General features: G+C 73.5%; 12 protein-coding genes and 1 other RNA gene. 8 read left to right on the top strand and 5 right to left on the bottom strand.

Features of this window, described 5'->3' with window-relative positions; translation table 11 throughout:
- Window positions 1–130: 130 nt before the first annotated feature.
- Both smpB and ATJ97_RS05495 read left to right on the top strand, forming a co-directional pair.
- Complete coding sequence (gene smpB, locus ATJ97_RS05500; RefSeq protein WP_098482869.1) at window positions 131–658, top strand: SsrA-binding protein SmpB; 528 nt, start codon at window positions 131–133, stop codon at window positions 656–658.
- Window positions 659–738: 80 nt separating this feature from the next.
- A complete protein-coding gene (locus tag ATJ97_RS05495) occupies window positions 739–1,176 on the top strand; it encodes a DoxX family membrane protein (protein WP_098485257.1) in 438 nt (145 codons plus the stop codon).
- Between the two features lie 89 nt (window positions 1,177–1,265).
- Here ATJ97_RS05495 and ATJ97_RS05490 read toward each other — a convergent pair whose 3' ends face one another.
- The gene (locus ATJ97_RS05490; protein WP_098482868.1) at window positions 1,266–2,786 is read right to left on the bottom strand and encodes a CYTH and CHAD domain-containing protein; all 1,521 of its coding nucleotides are present in this window, start codon (window positions 2,784–2,786) and stop codon (window positions 1,266–1,268) included.
- A 153-nt stretch (window positions 2,787–2,939) separates the two neighbouring features.
- Between ATJ97_RS05490 and ATJ97_RS05485 the strand changes: the two genes are divergently transcribed.
- The 5 genes from ATJ97_RS05485 (at window position 2,940) to ATJ97_RS05470 (ending at window position 7,389) form a co-directional block, all read left to right on the top strand.
- On the top strand, window positions 2,940–3,983 hold the full coding sequence (locus ATJ97_RS05485) for an LLM class flavin-dependent oxidoreductase (protein WP_098482867.1): 1,044 nt from the start codon (window positions 2,940–2,942) through the stop codon (window positions 3,981–3,983).
- Between the two features lie 139 nt (window positions 3,984–4,122).
- Window positions 4,123–4,489: a transfer-messenger RNA gene (gene ssrA, locus ATJ97_RS05480) on the top strand.
- Window positions 4,490–4,641: 152 nt separating this feature from the next.
- On the top strand, window positions 4,642–5,673 hold the full coding sequence (locus tag ATJ97_RS05475) for a threonine aldolase family protein (protein WP_098482866.1): 1,032 nt from the start codon (window positions 4,642–4,644) through the stop codon (window positions 5,671–5,673).
- Between the two features lie 142 nt (window positions 5,674–5,815).
- A complete protein-coding gene (locus ATJ97_RS19670; protein WP_170037130.1) occupies window positions 5,816–5,956 on the top strand; it encodes a hypothetical protein in 141 nt (46 codons plus the stop codon).
- A gap of 26 nt (window positions 5,957–5,982) precedes the next feature.
- Window positions 5,983–7,389 (top strand): CoA transferase, encoded by a 1,407-nt coding sequence (locus ATJ97_RS05470; RefSeq protein ID WP_098482865.1) that lies wholly within the window; start codon window positions 5,983–5,985, stop codon window positions 7,387–7,389.
- Between the two features lie 130 nt (window positions 7,390–7,519).
- Here ATJ97_RS05470 and ATJ97_RS05465 read toward each other — a convergent pair whose 3' ends face one another.
- The 4 genes from ATJ97_RS05465 to ATJ97_RS05450 form a co-directional block, all read right to left on the bottom strand.
- Window positions 7,520–9,463 carry a discoidin domain-containing protein gene (locus ATJ97_RS05465; protein WP_098482864.1) on the bottom strand — a complete coding sequence of 648 codons (1,944 nt, stop codon included), beginning with the start codon at window positions 9,461–9,463 and terminating at the stop codon, window positions 7,520–7,522.
- Between the two features lie 123 nt (window positions 9,464–9,586).
- On the bottom strand, window positions 9,587–10,672 hold the full coding sequence (locus ATJ97_RS05460; protein WP_098482863.1) for a Gfo/Idh/MocA family protein: 1,086 nt from the start codon (window positions 10,670–10,672) through the stop codon (window positions 9,587–9,589).
- Window positions 10,669–11,721 carry a Gfo/Idh/MocA family protein gene (locus ATJ97_RS05455; RefSeq protein WP_098482862.1) on the bottom strand — a complete coding sequence of 351 codons (1,053 nt, stop codon included), beginning with the start codon at window positions 11,719–11,721 and terminating at the stop codon, window positions 10,669–10,671. Before ATJ97_RS05455 ends, ATJ97_RS05460 begins: the two co-directional genes overlap by 4 nt.
- A complete protein-coding gene (locus tag ATJ97_RS05450) occupies window positions 11,718–12,497 on the bottom strand; it encodes a GntR family transcriptional regulator (RefSeq protein ID WP_098482861.1) in 780 nt (259 codons plus the stop codon). The genes ATJ97_RS05455 and ATJ97_RS05450 overlap by 4 nt, the downstream gene beginning before the upstream one ends.
- An 83-nt stretch (window positions 12,498–12,580) precedes the next feature.
- On the opposite strand from ATJ97_RS05450, the gene ATJ97_RS05445 reads away from it, so the two are divergent.
- Window positions 12,581–14,188 (top strand): ABC transporter substrate-binding protein, encoded by a 1,608-nt coding sequence (locus ATJ97_RS05445; RefSeq protein WP_098482860.1) that lies wholly within the window; start codon window positions 12,581–12,583, stop codon window positions 14,186–14,188.
- Window positions 14,189–14,303: the final 115 nt, after the last annotated feature.

The raw sequence follows: 14,303 nt of genomic DNA, 5'->3' as shown, positions 1-14,303 counted from the left end.
GGCGTCCGCCATCGGCATATCCGGTCGATCCCGACGGCGGCGCTGGCATAGTCTTGAGGGTCGGCCCCGGCAGGACGGGGCCGCGCGCCGGAGGGCGCGGAGAAGGGCAGCGACAGGAGAGGGGTCCACGGTGGCCGGCACGAAGGCACCCGGGGCGAAGAAGCCCACAGCGGCGCAGCGGGCCAAGGCCGAGGCGGACGCCAAGAAGGTCGTCGCGCGCAACAAGAAGGCGCGCCACGACTACCACATCGACGAGACGTTCGAGGCGGGCCTGTCGCTGACCGGCACCGAGGTCAAGGCGCTGCGCATGGGCCGCGCGTCCCTCGTGGACGGCTGGATCGAGATCGACCGGTACGGCGAGGCGTGGCTGCACAACGTCCACATCCCCGAGTACGCCCAGGGGTCGTGGACCAACCACGGCCCGCGCCGCAAGCGCAAGCTCCTCCTGCACAAGGAGGAGATCGAGAAGCTGGCCGTGAAGACCCGGGAGAAGGGACACACGATCGTGCCCCTCGAGCTGTACTTCACCAAGGGGCGCGCCAAGGTCGAGATCGCCCTGGCGCGCGGCAAGCAGGAGTGGGACAAGCGCCAGACCCTGCGGGAGAAGCAGGACGAGCGTGAGGCTCAGCGGGCGATGAGCCTGCGCCTGCACCGCTGACCCCGCGTAACGCCCTCGTGCGCCGCCCCCGTGGCGGGGCTACCGTGGCCATGTCCGTGCACCCGGTCTGGAGGTCCGTCATGGGTCTGCCGATCAAGCTCCGTCACGTCCCCTCCCGCGTCGCCGCGGGGGCGTTCATCCTCAACTCCGGCCTGGGGAAGCGCCATCTTCCCGACGACGCGGCGGCCGGTCTGCAGGGCATGGCGGCCAACGCCTTCCCGCAGCTGAAGCAGATGTCCCCGAAGGACTTCGGCAAGCTCGTCTCCGCCGGGGAGATCACGCTCGGGGCCGCGCTGCTCGTCCCGCTGGTGCCCACCTGGCTCGCGGCCCTGGGCCTTGCCGGGTTCTCCGGCTCGCTGCTGTACATGTACACCCGCACGCCAGGGCTCACGGAGGAGGGCTCGCGCATCAAGCCGTCCCAGGAAGGCACGGGCATCGCCAAGGACGTGTTCATGCTCGGCATCGCCGGCTCGCTGCTCGTCGACGAGCTGACGTCGCGCCAGAGCGGCGGCGACTGACACCCTTCCGGCGCCTCGCATGCCGCGTGCCTCGCTCATCCTGAGCGCCTCGCCCAACCCGGGCGTCCCGCTCACCCCCGGCGTCCCGCTCATGTCGCCCAGGCGCGCAGCTTCTTCCTGGACCCCGCTCGCCACGCCTCGGCGTAGCCGGCCGCGGCGGCGGTGGCGCCGGCCTCCTCGAGGCCGACGACCCGCCCCAGCGCGAAGGTGTCCTCGCCCGCCTCCCGCGCCCGGGCGACGGTGCCCGCGAGGATCTCCTGCGTCACGATGCTGTCCCGGTGCTCGCCCAGGACGTCCTGGATCTCCTCCATGGCGCCGGCGAACCGCCGGGCCCGCTTGCCCGCGACCGGCGCGACGGCCTCCGCGGCGTAGCGCGCGCGCTTGGCCGCCTTGCGCACCTCGTGCAGCGCCAGCTCTCGCTCCCTCCCCGGCGACGCAGCCTCCGCGAGGTCGTGACAGCGCCGGACGTCGCGGTAGGCGCTGCGCACCCGGCGGGGCAGCTCCTTGCGGGCGGGCCGGCCTGCGCGGGAGGTCAGGTGAGGGTCCGCCAGCAGGGCGTCGAGGTCGTCCAGGACGCGGAAGTACCTGGCTCCGTCCAGCTCCGTCCGGGCGGCGCCGAGCGCCCTCCCGTGACGCTCGCCGAGCTCGTGGTCGACCCGGCGCACGGTGACGACGCGGGCCTCGTCGTCGGGTCCGGCCAGGAGCAGGGTGCGCACGCGGGCGTGCATGACCTCCGTGTCGCGGGCGCCCCCGAGCACGTGGGCGAGCCAGCGCAGCTCCGCGCGCAGCGGGTCCGTCCGCCCCCGGTCGAGGACGTCGCGGAACGTCTTCAGGGCGGAGCGCAGCCGCCTGGAGGCGACGCGCATCTGGTGCACCGCGTCCGGGGTGTTCAGCCGCACCCCCGGGTCGGCGTCCGTCAGCGCCCGGACCTGTGCGGTGACGTAGGCGAGCACCACGTCGGCCGCCGTGGACCGCCTGCCGATCTCGGGCACGGCCGCCGGGTGCGGGACGCGGTCACCCAGAGCCCGGAGCAGCTTCGACGGCCCGGGCGCGGGCTCGGCGCCGGCGGCCCGCAGCGACTGCTCCACCCGGTCGAGCAGGTCGGCCCCGCCGTCGGCCAGCTCGACCTCGAGCTCGCGCCAGGTGGTCACGGTCATCTCCTCGCCGAGCGACTCGGCGGTGACCCGGTCGTCGACCAGCTCGGCGAGCACCGGCGCGTCGGGGGAGCCGTCCGTGATCCGGTAGACCGCCCGCCGGGTCCGGAGCCTGGCCACCGGCAGCAGCCGGCCGTCGCGCACGTGCACGGCCACGAGGTGCCGCAGCCGCTCGGGCGGCGTCGTCCCCTCCGGCCCCGGCGGCTCGTGGACCTCCGTGCGCCCGTCCGGTCCCGCCGGAAGTTTCAGGTGCCACCCGTCGTCCACGCCCCCGGTCCGGCGCCGCAGCGTGACGCCGCGTGCGGCGAGCCTCAGGTCGGGGGTGTCCACGTACGTGCTGCGCAGGTCCAGCTCGTCGGCAGCGGCGAGCACCAGTCCGTCGGCCAGGGGCACACGGTCCGGCCGGAAGCCGTCGTCCACGGTGAACTTCCGCTCCACCTCGAGCTGGGTTCGCATGGCCTCGTCCCTGCCGTCCGGCCGCCTCTGCCGCCGAATCTACAAGGAAGGGGCCCGGCCGCCAGCCGACCGGGCAGGTGGACCCATCCCACCGGGCACGCGGGATCCGGACGGCAGGGGAACAGCAGCGGGGTCAGCGGTGTTCGCCCGGACATGGAGCTCGGCATCTACACCTTCGGCGACCTCGACACGCGACCCGGACGGCCTGAGGTGACGCCCGGGCAGCGCATCCGGGAGATCCTCGACCGCGCCGTGCTCGCCGAGGAGGTGGGCCTGGCCCACGTCGGCATCGGCGAGCACCACCGCCCCGACTACGCGGTCTCGGCGCCGTCGACGGTGATCTCGGCGGTGCTGGCGCGCACCAGCCGGATCCACGTCGGGTCCGCCGTCACCGTCCTGTCCACCGAGGACCCGGTGCGCGTCTATCAGGAGTTCGCCACCATGGACCAGTTCTCCGAGGGCCGCGTGGAGCTGCTCGCCGGGCGCGGTTCCTTCATCGAGTCCTTCCCCCTGTTCGGGGCCCGCCTGGAGGACTACGACGAGCTCTTCGAGGAGAAGCTCGACCTGCTGCTGCAGATCGACGCCGGAAACCCCGTCACCTGGTCCGGGCGGTTCCGGCCGCCGCTAAGAGACGCCCACATCCTTCCCCGGCCGACCACCAAGCCGGGGCTGGGGGAGCACCTGCGCATCGCCGTCGCCACCGGCGGGTCCCCGGCCTCCTCCGTGCGGGCCGGCCGGCTCGGCCTGCCCGTCAACTACGCGATCATCGGCGGCGAGCCGCGCCGGTTCGCGCCGCTCGTGGAGCTCTACCGCCGCGCGCACCAGGAGTCGGGGCACCCGGCCGAGCGGCGCTCCGTCTCGGTCTCCGTGCACGGCTTCGTCGCCGACACCGACCAGGAGGCGATGGAGCTCTTCTACCCCTACCAGCTCGACGCGGGCACCAAGCTCGCACGCGAGCGCGGCTTCGCCGTCCCGAACCGGATCTCCTACGAGGCCCAGTCGGGGCCCCACGGGGCCTTCGTGATCGGCTCGCCGCAGACGGTGGCGGAGAAGATCGTCCGGCTCCACGGCTACCTCGGGCACGACCGGCAGAACTTCCAGATGGACGTCTCCGGCGTGCCGCAGCGGGAGTCCCTCCGGGCGATCGAGCTGCTCGGGAAGGTGAAGGAGCTCGTCGACGCCGAGCTCGGCGCGTGAGCAGCGCCGCGCCCGGAAGCGGGTGATCCGCGTCGCACCGCACCGGTCGGGAATGAACGTGCCCCGGTCCGGGTTCACCTACTAGCATGGAGGTGCCGGACGGGTCCGCGAGGGCACGGCCGGATTGACAACTCAACATGGGGATGATCGGTTTCGACGACGGTCGTCGTTCCAGGAGAAGCGGGTCGAGGATGCAGAGTCATCTCGTCAACGATCTCTGCAAACCAATAGGTGCCGATTCCAAGCGCACCGAGTTCGCCCTCGCCGCCTGAGCGAGTAGCGACTCCGTCAGCCCGGGCTAGCTCTCGTCCCGGTTCCTGGCGTCAGCTAGAGAGCCACTGCTCGTAGTCCACGTCACCGGGGCTGCGGGAACACTTAGGTGACTGGGCCTGTCAGCGACTTGTCTGCGTGATCGCTGGGGCCGAGAAAATCAGCAGCAGACTGCACCCGGAGAAGCCCTGGTTCTTCGCCGTCGGACGCGGGTTCGATTCCCGCCATCTCCACTGTCAGCGAGGCCCGGACCCACGTGTGGGTCCGGGCTTCGTCGTTCCCGGCGGCGTCTGCACGTCCGGGGCGCACCGCGCGCCGGCGCAGATGAGTTCTGGGGCGCACCTCCGTCGTGAGCACTCGTCGTGAGCACGGTCCGGGGCGGTCCAGAATGGTCCCCGTGACGCTCACCCGCGGATTCCTCTCCGACAACGCCTCCGGCGTGCACCCGAAGGTCCTCGCCGCCATCGCGGCGGCCAACGAGGGACACGTCCCCTCCTACGGCGCCGACCCGCTCACCGCGGCGCTGCAGGAACGCGTGACGGACGTCTTCGGCCCGGACGCGACGATCTACCCGGTCTTCAACGGCACCGGCGCCAACGTCGTCGCCGTCCAGGCGCTGCTGCAGCGCTGGGACGCCGTCGTCGCCACCGTCGAGTCGCACATGGTCAACGACGAGTCCACGGCGCCCCAGCTGGTCGGCGGCACCCGCATCACCACGGTCGCGTCACAGGACGGCAAGGCGACGCCGGAGCTGCTCGCCCCGGCCTTCGACGCCTACGACGGCACCGTCCACCACGCCCGGCCCGCCGCGATCACCCTCGCGCAGAGCACCGAGCTGGGCACCACCTACAGCCTCGACGAGCTGGCCGCGCTGACCGGCTTCGCCCGGGAGCGGGGCGCCCGCGTCCACGTCGACGGCGCCCGCATCGCCAACGCCGCCGCCCGCCTCGGCACGGGGCTGGGCGAGCTGACGTCCGGCGTCGACGTCCTGTCCTTCGGCGGCACGAAGAACGGCCTGCTCCTCGGCGACGCCGTCGTCGTGCTCGACCCGGCGCTCGCCGAGCCCGTGGACCGGCTGCGAAAGGCCTCCACCCAGCTCGCGTCGAAGCTGCGGTTCGTCTCCGCCCAGCTCCTCGCCCTGCTCGAGGACGACCTGTGGCGCGAGAACGCGGCGCACGCCAACGCCGCCGCGGACCTGCTCGTCGAGCGGCTCGCCGCCCTCGGCGTGGCCCCGCGCTACCCCGTCCAGGCCAACGCCGTCTTCGTCCCGGTGCCGCCCGAGGTGCTGCCGCGCGTGGTCACGGAGGCGCCGGTGCTGGCCTGGGACGCCGGCACGGTCCGCGCCGTGGCCTCCTTCGACACCACCGAGGACGACGTGGACGCCCTGGTGGCGCGGCTCGCGCCCTTCCTGCGCGGCTGAGCCGGCCCCGGCCCGGCGTGTTCCGGCGTCGTGGGGTGCGGCGGGCCGTTAGCATCCGGCCAGGTCAGGACGTCTCGCCGAGTCCGTGACACGCCGGCTCGCCGGCGCGTGAGCCTGCAACGTTCCGAGCATGGGGGCACGGATGAGTCAGCTGGCGATCGAGACGACGGCGCTGCGCCGCACCTACCGCGGCTCGGCCGCCTGCCTGCTCGTCCGCACCGACGTGGTGACGCTCGCCGGCGCGCTCGTGCTCCGCCGTCGGGACGCGGTTCGACGCCCGTGAGCGCCACAGGCGTGGGACCGTGGAGCATGGGTGACCAGGAGGTGCCCTGGCCCGCTCTGTGGGGCGGCTTCGGGGGAGGCGAGGCGCGGGACGACGACGTTCCGCGCGTGTCGGGGCCGCGCCGGTGGTGGGCCGGTCCCCTGGACGTCGAGGGCCTGGCGGTCGGCGCCGTCGTCGCCTGCGGCCGGGCGGCCACGGCGCTGGGCCGGGCCCGCGGGCGTGTCCCGTGCGTCATGGTGGACAGCGCCGACGTCGCCGCGGCGTTCGACTCCTTCCGGCACCTGCGGGTGGACGGGCGCGAGGTGGTCGGCTTCGCCCCGCTGTCCCGGTTCTACGCGACGGCGGACAGCTGGGTGCGCTTCCACGCCAACTACGCCCACCACCGCCGGGCGCTGCTCGCCGCGCTGGACGTCGACCCCGGCCTCGACGACGACACCGCCTCGGTCATGGTCGGCGCCGCCGCCCGCCGCGAGCGCGCCGAGGACCTCGAGACCCGGGTGCGCGGCGCCGGCGGGGTGGCCGCCGCGCTGCGCACGCCGCAGGAGTGGCTCGCGCACGAGCAGGGGGCGGCCGTGGCGTCCGCCCCGCTCGTGGAGGAGCGGGGCGGGGAACGACCCGACGGGCCTGTCGCCCCGGGAGGCGGGGGTCGGGCGCTGCCGGACGCCGGGGACGGGCCGATGTCGGGCCTGCGGGTGCTCGACCTGACGCGGGTCATCGCGGGGCCGACCGCCACCCGGACGCTCGCCGCCCTGGGGGCGGACGTGTTGCGCGTCGACCCGCCCGGCAGGCCCGAGCTCCTCGACCAGCACCTCGACACGGGGTTCGGCAAGAGGTCGGCCGAGGCCGACCTGGCGGATCCCGCCGTCCGCAGCCGGCTCGAGGAGCTCCTCGAGCACGCCGACGTCCTCGTCTCCGGCTACCGTCCCGGCGCGCTGGCCGGCGTCGGTCTCGGCGCCGAGGAGGTGCTGGGACGGCACCCGCACCTCGTCGTGGCCGAGCTCTCCGCCTGGGGGTGGCGCGGCCCGTGGGCGCACGAGCGCGGCTTCGACTCGATCGTCCAGGTCGCGTCCGGGATCGCCCACCGCTACGCCACCTCGGGCCCGGGTGGTCTGCGGCCCGGCGCGCTGCCCGTGCAGGCGCTCGACCACGCTGCCGGCTACCTTCTCGCGGCGGCCGTCATGCAGGCGCTGGCGCATCGCGCCGAGCACGGCGGCCGCGCCGTCCGGGTGAGCCTCGCCCGGGTGGCGCACGAGCTCCGGGGTCTGCCGGTGCCCGACGGCGGGGCGAGGACCCTCGCCGTCACCACCGCGACCGTGGTCTCGGCCTACGGCCCGCTCGTCCACGTGCCGCCGCCTCTCGCCGTCGACGGCGAGAGGCTGGGCTACCCGGGCCCGCCGCGCCCGTACGGTGCCGACGACCTGATCTGGCGCTGACCCGGAGCGCGTCCCGCCCGCAGGCATGGCAGGGCCCCGGCCGCCCACGGCGGCCGGGGCCCTACCCACGACGAGATCGTCCGGTGGTCCGTCCGGCTCTCCGGACCTCCCGCGTCTCACGCTCGGGTCGTCAGCGCACGCCCTCGACGTTCAGCTCGGCCGCCGACGCCCACCGGTCGCCGCCGATCGAGCTGGTCGCGACGAGGCGCACGTATCTCGCGCCGGTCGCGTCGAACGGGATGCGCTGGGTCGCGGCGCCCGGGGCGAACGTCCCGGTGGCCGCCTGGGCCCAGCTGCTGGCGTCCGTGCTCGTCCAGATCTCGTAGCCACCGATCCGGCCGTTGCTGCCGTTCTGACGCGGCGTGTAGTGCAGCGCCCAGATCTCGTGCTCGGCCCCCAGGTCAAGCGTGAGGTGGTGCGGGTAGCCGGGGGCGGGGGAGACCGACCACGCGGAGTGCCAGTGCGTGCCGGCGTTGCCGTCGATCGCCTGGGCCGCGCCCTCGCCCGAGCCGGGGTTCTCGCTCGAGACGTCGGCGACCGAGAACGCCGCCTGGTCCAGCATGCTGACGTCGACGCCGAAGGTCGTGGACGTCGAGACCTCGCCGGAGCGGAGGCCGGCCGTGAGGCGGTAGGCGCCGCCGACCGCGTCCGCCGGGACGCTCACCGTGGCGGTCGCGGTGGCGGTGGCCCCGGGCAGCAGGTGGGGGACCTCCGTGGACTCCAGGACCCAGCCCTCGGGCAGGTCGATGTCGAGCTGGACGTCGGGCAGCGCCCGGCCGCTCTGGTTCTGGATCGTCACCTCGGTGGTGAACGTCTCCCCCCGGTCGGCCACGACGTCCGCCACCGTGAGCGGTGCCGCCAGGCCCTCGAGCCAGGCGAGGTTGGACTGGGCGAAGCGGATGCCGCCGTAGCCGCTGTCGGGCTCGTAGAGCAGGCCGACGTTGCCGTTGGGCAGGGTGGCGAGGGTGGAGTAGGCCATCCCGCCGGGCTGGAACACCTTGCTGACGGGCCAGGTCTCGCCGTCGTCGAAGCTCATGCGGACGACGCCGTTGGCGCGCTGGCTGGTCGAGCCGGCGTTGGAGAAGAGGAGCACCTTGGCCCGGGCCGAGCCCTCCGGCGCGTTCGGGTACGCCCGCACGATCGAGGCGTTGTTCGTCGGGTCGGGCAGCTCGCGGTCGATCGTGACCTCGCCGTAGGTGACCCCGCCGTCCTCGGAGATGGCGACCTTGCGGTAGCCGGAGCGGTGGGAGTCGCGCGAGTTGAGCATGACGCGCCCGTCGGAGAGCTCGACGGTCTTGTTCTCGTCCATGCCGACGCCGACCGGCTCGCCGACCTGCCACGTCTCGCCGTGGTCGTCGGAGTACACGGAGACGGCCTGGAAGTCGCCCGCGGCGTTGATGATCGTGAACTGCTGGATGAGCCGGCCGGCGTGCTCGCCGTACTTGAGCTGGATGCCCTGGCCCGAGGCCGCGAAGCGGGAGCGCCAGCCGAGGTCGGCGGTGACGTCCGCGGTGATGACCTCGTGCTCCCAGGTCACGCCGTCGTCCCTGGAGACGCTGACCTCGGCCTGGATGACGTTGCGGTCCTCGGGGTCCACGCCGGGACGGGAGTTGCCGAAGCCGCGGTCGAAGGACTTCACGTGGAAGTTGAAGATGTCGCCGGTGTGCCGGTCGACGATGTAGCTCGGGTCGGAGTAGCCCTCGATGGGCGCCTCGACCTTGCCCTCGTGGATGAACGTCTGCTCCTGCCAGGTCGCGCCGCCGTCGGTGGAACGGCGCTGCAGGATCGAGTTCGGCCCCGGGGAGTCCGCCGCGGTCGGGCGGCCGTCGTACGAGGCGAGGATGTCGCCGTCGTTCGTCACGGCCAGCGCCGGGATGCGGTAGTTCGGGAACCCGCCCTCGCCGTTCGTGGCGAGCTGCTGCTCGGTGTAGAACGGCTCGCCGGCCTGCGGGGGCCGGGCGTCGAAGTCGGGTGCCGGGGCCGTCTCCGCCTGCGCGGCCAGGGGCGCGACGCCCACCAGACCGACCGCGAGGGCGAAGGAGGCCGACAGGCGCCTCGAACGCGTGAGAGACATCGATGTCCTTTCGTTCCTGGCCCACGGGAGATCCGCCGGCCGTGACGAGCGTATGACGTCAGATGTCTGATGTGAAGCCCTGGCGTCCGTATCTCGCTGCACGGACCGCTGGCCCGCCCTCTCTCAGGGCAGAGTGACGACGTCACCCGTCGCGAGCGACCGGTAGGCGGCGTCGATGACGGCCATCGCGTCCCGGGCGTGCGCGACCGTGTAGTCGGGCTGCGCGCCGGTGAGCAGGGCGTCCACGACGTGCCCCACGTAGGCCGAGACCGCGACCTGTCCCGCGTCGGCGGCCAGGGTCGCGCGGCCGGAGCCGTCGAAACGGGAGACGGCGGGGACGTCGTCGTCGGCCACGGCGTGCCCGTGCGAGCCGAGGACGCGCACGGAGGACGTCGTCGGCGTCCCGCCGGGTGCGTGGGGCACGCGGCCGAGGGTGACCGTCGCGGTCACGCCTCGCTCCAGCCCCAGGGTGACGACGGCGGTGTCCTCCACGCCGGCGTCGCTGTGGGCCGGGGAGAACAGGGCACCGGCCATGGCGTGGACCTCCCGCGTCCGCAGCCCGGTGAGGTAGTGGGCGGCGTCGGCGCAGTACCCGAGGAAGTTCATGATCTCCCCGCCGCCCGACAGGGCGGTGTCGACGACGAGCTGCGGCCGCTCCACCGACGTGGCGAAGTGCGCGCCGGAGGCGAAGAACTCCAGGTCGAGGTGGAGCGGCAGCCCGACGTGGCCCGCGTCGATCCAGCCGCGAGCCCGGCGCAGCGCGGGCGTGTGGGTCCGGTTCACGACGGCGCACACGCGCCCCGTGCGCGCGGCGGCGGCGAGCACCGCCTCGGCGTCGGCGAGCGAGGTCGCCACAGGCTTGTCCACCAGCACGTCGACGCCTGCCTCGAGGGCCTGCACGGCCAGGCGGGCGTGCCGGGTCGGCTCGGAGCAGACGACCACCAGGTCGGTGACCGTCGGGTCGAGGGCGCCGGGGACGTCCTCGGTGTACCCGGCCCCCGCGCGCTCGGCGACGCGCCGGGAGTCGGCTCGTACCCATCCCGGCGCGTCGGGCTCCTCCGCCACCACGACGAGCTCGACGCGCGGGTCGGCGCCCAGGACGCGCAGGTAGTCGGCGGCATGGCGAACGCCGGAGAGAAGGCTGACGCGCAGCGGGGCGCTGCGGGGGAGAGGGGCGGAGCCCGTGGGGGAACTGGTGCGGTCCGTCATGCCTGGGTTCCTTCTTCTGCGGCGGTGCTCGCGACTGCGCCTGCCCGGTCGTGGCCCGGGATCTCGTCGACGTGGACACGCCGGCCGGTGACGAGCGAGCGCTGGGCCGCGAGGGCTCCCGCGAGCGCGGCGCGCACCTCGTCCGTGCGCACGACGGGCGCAGTGCGCCCCCGCACCACGTCGACCCAGTGCGCAAGCTGCGCGCCCAGCGCACCCTCGACCGAGACGGGGCCGGGGCGGGCGGCGTCGGAGACGAGTCCCGGCTCGTCCTCGGTGGAGTGACGCAACGTGCCGCCGGTGCCCACGAGCACGACGCGGCGCAGCATGTCGTCGCGCTCGCGCAGCGCGTAGCAGAGCTCGAGCGTCGCGAGCGACCCGTCCGCGGTGCGGAGCTGGACGTGGAAGCTGTCCGGGGAGTCCATGCCGGGGGAGAACGTGCGGAAGCCGCGGGTGAAGACCTCCTGCGGCGCCGAGCCGAGCAGCCAGGTGGCCGCGTCGATGATGTGGGTGCCGTTGTGCACGGGGTGCCCGCCGGAGAGCGCCGGGTCGAGCTGCCAGCTGCGCCAGCCGCCCGGCCAGGCGTGGCCGGTGTACCACGTGATGTGGACCAGCCGGGGGGCGCCGATCTCGCCGGCCCGCGCCGCGGCCGCCAGCGTGCGCACGGCGGGCTGGAACCGCACCGTCTGCCCGACCATGAGCGTCAGGCCGCGCCCCTCCGTCGCTGCCACCATCGCGTCGAGGTCGGGCAGCGACAGGGCGGCCGGCTTGTCGACGTGGACGTGCTTGCCCGCCTCGCCGGCGGCGATCGTCCACGGGGCGTGCCCCGGCGTGGCGTTGACGACGTCCACCGCCTCCACCCCGGGGTCCGCCACGGCGGCGGCGATGTCCGTCGTGCCCCGGGCGCCCGGGACGAGGCGCGCCAGCTCCTCGGCGCGGCCGAGGTCCTGGCCGGCCACCCAGCGCACCTCGACCTCGGCCAGGCCGGCCAGGGCGAGCAGGTGCTCGCGCGCGAACGCGCCCGTGCCGACGACGGTGACCGCCAGGGTCATCGGCCTGCTCCCCGTGCGTCCTCCCGCGGCGGTCGGGCCTCGTCCAGCATGCGCTGCAGCGGGGCGTAGTGGTCGACCACGGCCGTGCGGAACGCGTCGACGTCCCCGGCCTCGGCCGCCTCGAGCATGTCGCGGTGCGCGCGGGCGGTCTGGTCGAGGTCAGCGGGGAGGGTGAGTCCGAGCCGCGGGAGCACCGCGGTGTGCACGTCCCAGAACGCGGTGACGAGCTGGCCCACCAGGGAGTTGTCGATGTGCCCGAGCAGCTCCGTGTGGAAGAGGCGGTCCTGCGGGGCGAACGTCTCCCCGGCGGTGGCGCTCGCCACCATCTGGTCGACGAGGTCGTGGAGGCTGGGGTTCGCGGTGCCGCGCAGGGCGGCGACGATCCGTTCCGCCATCGACAGGTCGAGCGCCTGCCGGATCTCGAGCACCTCGCGCAGCGCCTGGAGGTCGTCGCCCGGGCTCAGGACCCCGCGGAAGACGAGCGCCTCGACGAGGGCGTCGAGCGACATCCGCCCCACGAAGGTCCCGCGCCCGTGGCGCACCTCCACGATGTCGAGGGTGGACAGCGTCTGGATCGCCTCCCGGACGCTCGACCGCGAGACGCCGAGACGTTCGCACAGCTCGGACTCGGTGGGGAGATGGTCACCGGGGTGCAGGCCCTGGGTGAGGATGTAGTCCTTGATCTGGTCCGCGGTGCTGGCGCGGCGCGACGGCATGGGCGTCCGCCCCGTGACCGTAGGGTGTCCTCCGGCCCCCGGCGCTGTGTTCGTCGTCATGTTTGACCCCTTCGGCTTCGACGTTCTACTGTCATCGTAATACGTCAGACATCAGACGTCAGTCCCCCAATGGAGGGTAGGCAATGCACCGATCACAGACAGGGCTCCCCGGCGCGCGGCGCGGGTGGAAGGTTGCCGCCGTCGGCACGACCGCGGCGCTGGCGCTCGCGGCCTGCGGCGGCGGAGGCGCGTCCGAGGGCGCGGCCGAGGCCGGCTCGGCCGCGAGCGGCGAGGTCAACCCGGACGCCATCATCGAGGCGGGCATCTCCTACTCGCTCAGCGGCGGGTTCGACCCGATGGTGACCACCGGTGCGGTCACCGTCGCAGCCAACTGGCACACGCTGGAGGGTCTCACCGAGCTCGACCCGGTCACGCGGGAGGTGTACCCCGCGCTCGGCGCCGAGCTGCCCGAGCAGGTGGACGAGACCCGCTGGGAGGTCGACCTGCGCGAGGGAGCCGTCTTCCACGACGGCGACCCGGTGACCGTCGACGACGTCGTGTTCAGCTTCGAGCGGGTCCTCGACCCGGCGAGCGAGTCGCTCTACGCCGGGTTCATCGACTTCGTCGAGTCGGTCGAGGCGGTCGACGAGGACACCGTCGCCGTCAACCTCAAGTACCCGTTCTCGCTCGTGCCCGAGCGGCTCTCGGTCGTCAAGGTCGTCCCCCAGGACCTCGTCGAGAGCGACTACGAGGCCTTCAACGCCCTGCCCGTCGGCACCGGCCCGTACAAGCTCACCTCCGCCACCCCGGACGACAAGATCACGTTCGAGCGCTTCGACGACTACACCGGGACCCGCCCGGCGCAGGCCGCCGGCATGAACTGGAACCTGCTCTCCGACCCGGCCGCCCGCGTCACCGCCCTGAGCTCGGGCACCGTGCACGCGATCGAGGACGTCCCCTACATCGACGTGCCGTCCCTCGAGAACCAGGTGGACGTCGAGTCCGTGCAGTCCTTCGGGCTGCTCTTCATGATGTTCAACACGGACAAGAAGCCGTTCGACGACCCGCGCGTGCGCCAGGCGTTCTTCTACGCGCTGGACATGGACAAGATCATCGAGACCGGCCTGCTCGGCAACGCCGCACCGGCCACGGGCTTCCTCCCGGAGGACCACCCGAACTACCACGAGGCGTCGACCGTCTACTCCTACGACCCGGAGAAGGCCAAGGAGCTGCTCGCCGAGGCGGGCGTCGAGGACCTCTCGATCAACCTCATGACCACCGACACCGGCTGGGTCTCCGACGTCGCGCCGCTGATCAAGGAGGACCTCGACGCGATCGGCGTCGCCACCACCCTGGACATCGGCCAGTCCGGCGGCCAGTACACCAAGGTCGACGCCGGTGACATGGACGTCATGGTCGCCCCCGGTGACCCCTCGGTCTTCGGCAACGACCCCGACCTGCTCATGCGCTGGTGGTACGGCGACAACGTGTGGTCCCAGAGCCGCTACCGCTGGAACGACAGCGAGCAGTTCGCCGAGCTCAGCGGCCTGCTCGACCAGGCGGTCCAGGCCGAGGGCGAGGAGCAGCAGGAGCTGTGGAACCAGGCCTTCGACCTCATCTCGGAGGAGGTGCCGCTCTACCCGCTGCTGCACCGTCAGCTGCCCACCGCGTGGAGCTCCGAGAGCCTGTCCGGCTTCCGGCCGGTGCCGCTGACCGGTCTGTCCTTCCTGGACGTCGGCGTCACCGAGTGACGCCAGGTGGCGGGGCCTGCGGGCCCCGCCACCTCCGCCCGGCGGTTCCCCGCCACCCTCGCCCAGCGGTTCCCCGCCGCCCGCCCCCAACGCGGCACCTGCCGTCCCCGAACGA

The organism is Georgenia soli (assembly GCF_002563695.1).
Lineage (GTDB): Bacteria > Actinomycetota > Actinomycetes > Actinomycetales > Actinomycetaceae > Georgenia > Georgenia soli.
This window is presented reverse-complemented; position numbering and strand designations above follow the sequence as displayed.

Bases quoted from the DNA above. Each gene is read 5' to 3' on its own strand.
- ATJ97_RS05455 (WP_098482862.1), bottom strand. From the start codon at position 11,721: ATGACCCTGGCGGTCACCGTCGTCGGCACGGGCGCGTTCGCGCGCGAG.
- ATJ97_RS05445 (WP_098482860.1), top strand. From the start codon at position 12,581: ATGCACCGATCACAGACAGGGCTCCCCGGCGCGCGGCGCGGGTGGAAG.
- ATJ97_RS05475 (WP_098482866.1), top strand. From the start codon at position 4,642: ATGGTCCCCGTGACGCTCACCCGCGGATTCCTCTCCGACAACGCCTCC.
- ATJ97_RS05450 (WP_098482861.1), bottom strand. From the start codon at position 12,497: ATGACGACGAACACAGCGCCGGGGGCCGGAGGACACCCTACGGTCACG.
- ATJ97_RS05485 (WP_098482867.1), top strand. From the start codon at position 2,940: ATGGAGCTCGGCATCTACACCTTCGGCGACCTCGACACGCGACCCGGA.
- ATJ97_RS19670 (WP_170037130.1), top strand. From the start codon at position 5,816: ATGAGTCAGCTGGCGATCGAGACGACGGCGCTGCGCCGCACCTACCGC.
- ATJ97_RS05490 (WP_098482868.1), bottom strand. From the start codon at position 2,786: ATGCGAACCCAGCTCGAGGTGGAGCGGAAGTTCACCGTGGACGACGGC.
- ATJ97_RS05465 (WP_098482864.1), bottom strand. From the start codon at position 9,463: ATGTCTCTCACGCGTTCGAGGCGCCTGTCGGCCTCCTTCGCCCTCGCG.
- ATJ97_RS05460 (WP_098482863.1), bottom strand. From the start codon at position 10,672: ATGACGGACCGCACCAGTTCCCCCACGGGCTCCGCCCCTCTCCCCCGC.
- ATJ97_RS05495 (WP_098485257.1), top strand. From the start codon at position 739: ATGGGTCTGCCGATCAAGCTCCGTCACGTCCCCTCCCGCGTCGCCGCG.
- ATJ97_RS05470 (WP_098482865.1), top strand. From the start codon at position 5,983: ATGGGTGACCAGGAGGTGCCCTGGCCCGCTCTGTGGGGCGGCTTCGGG.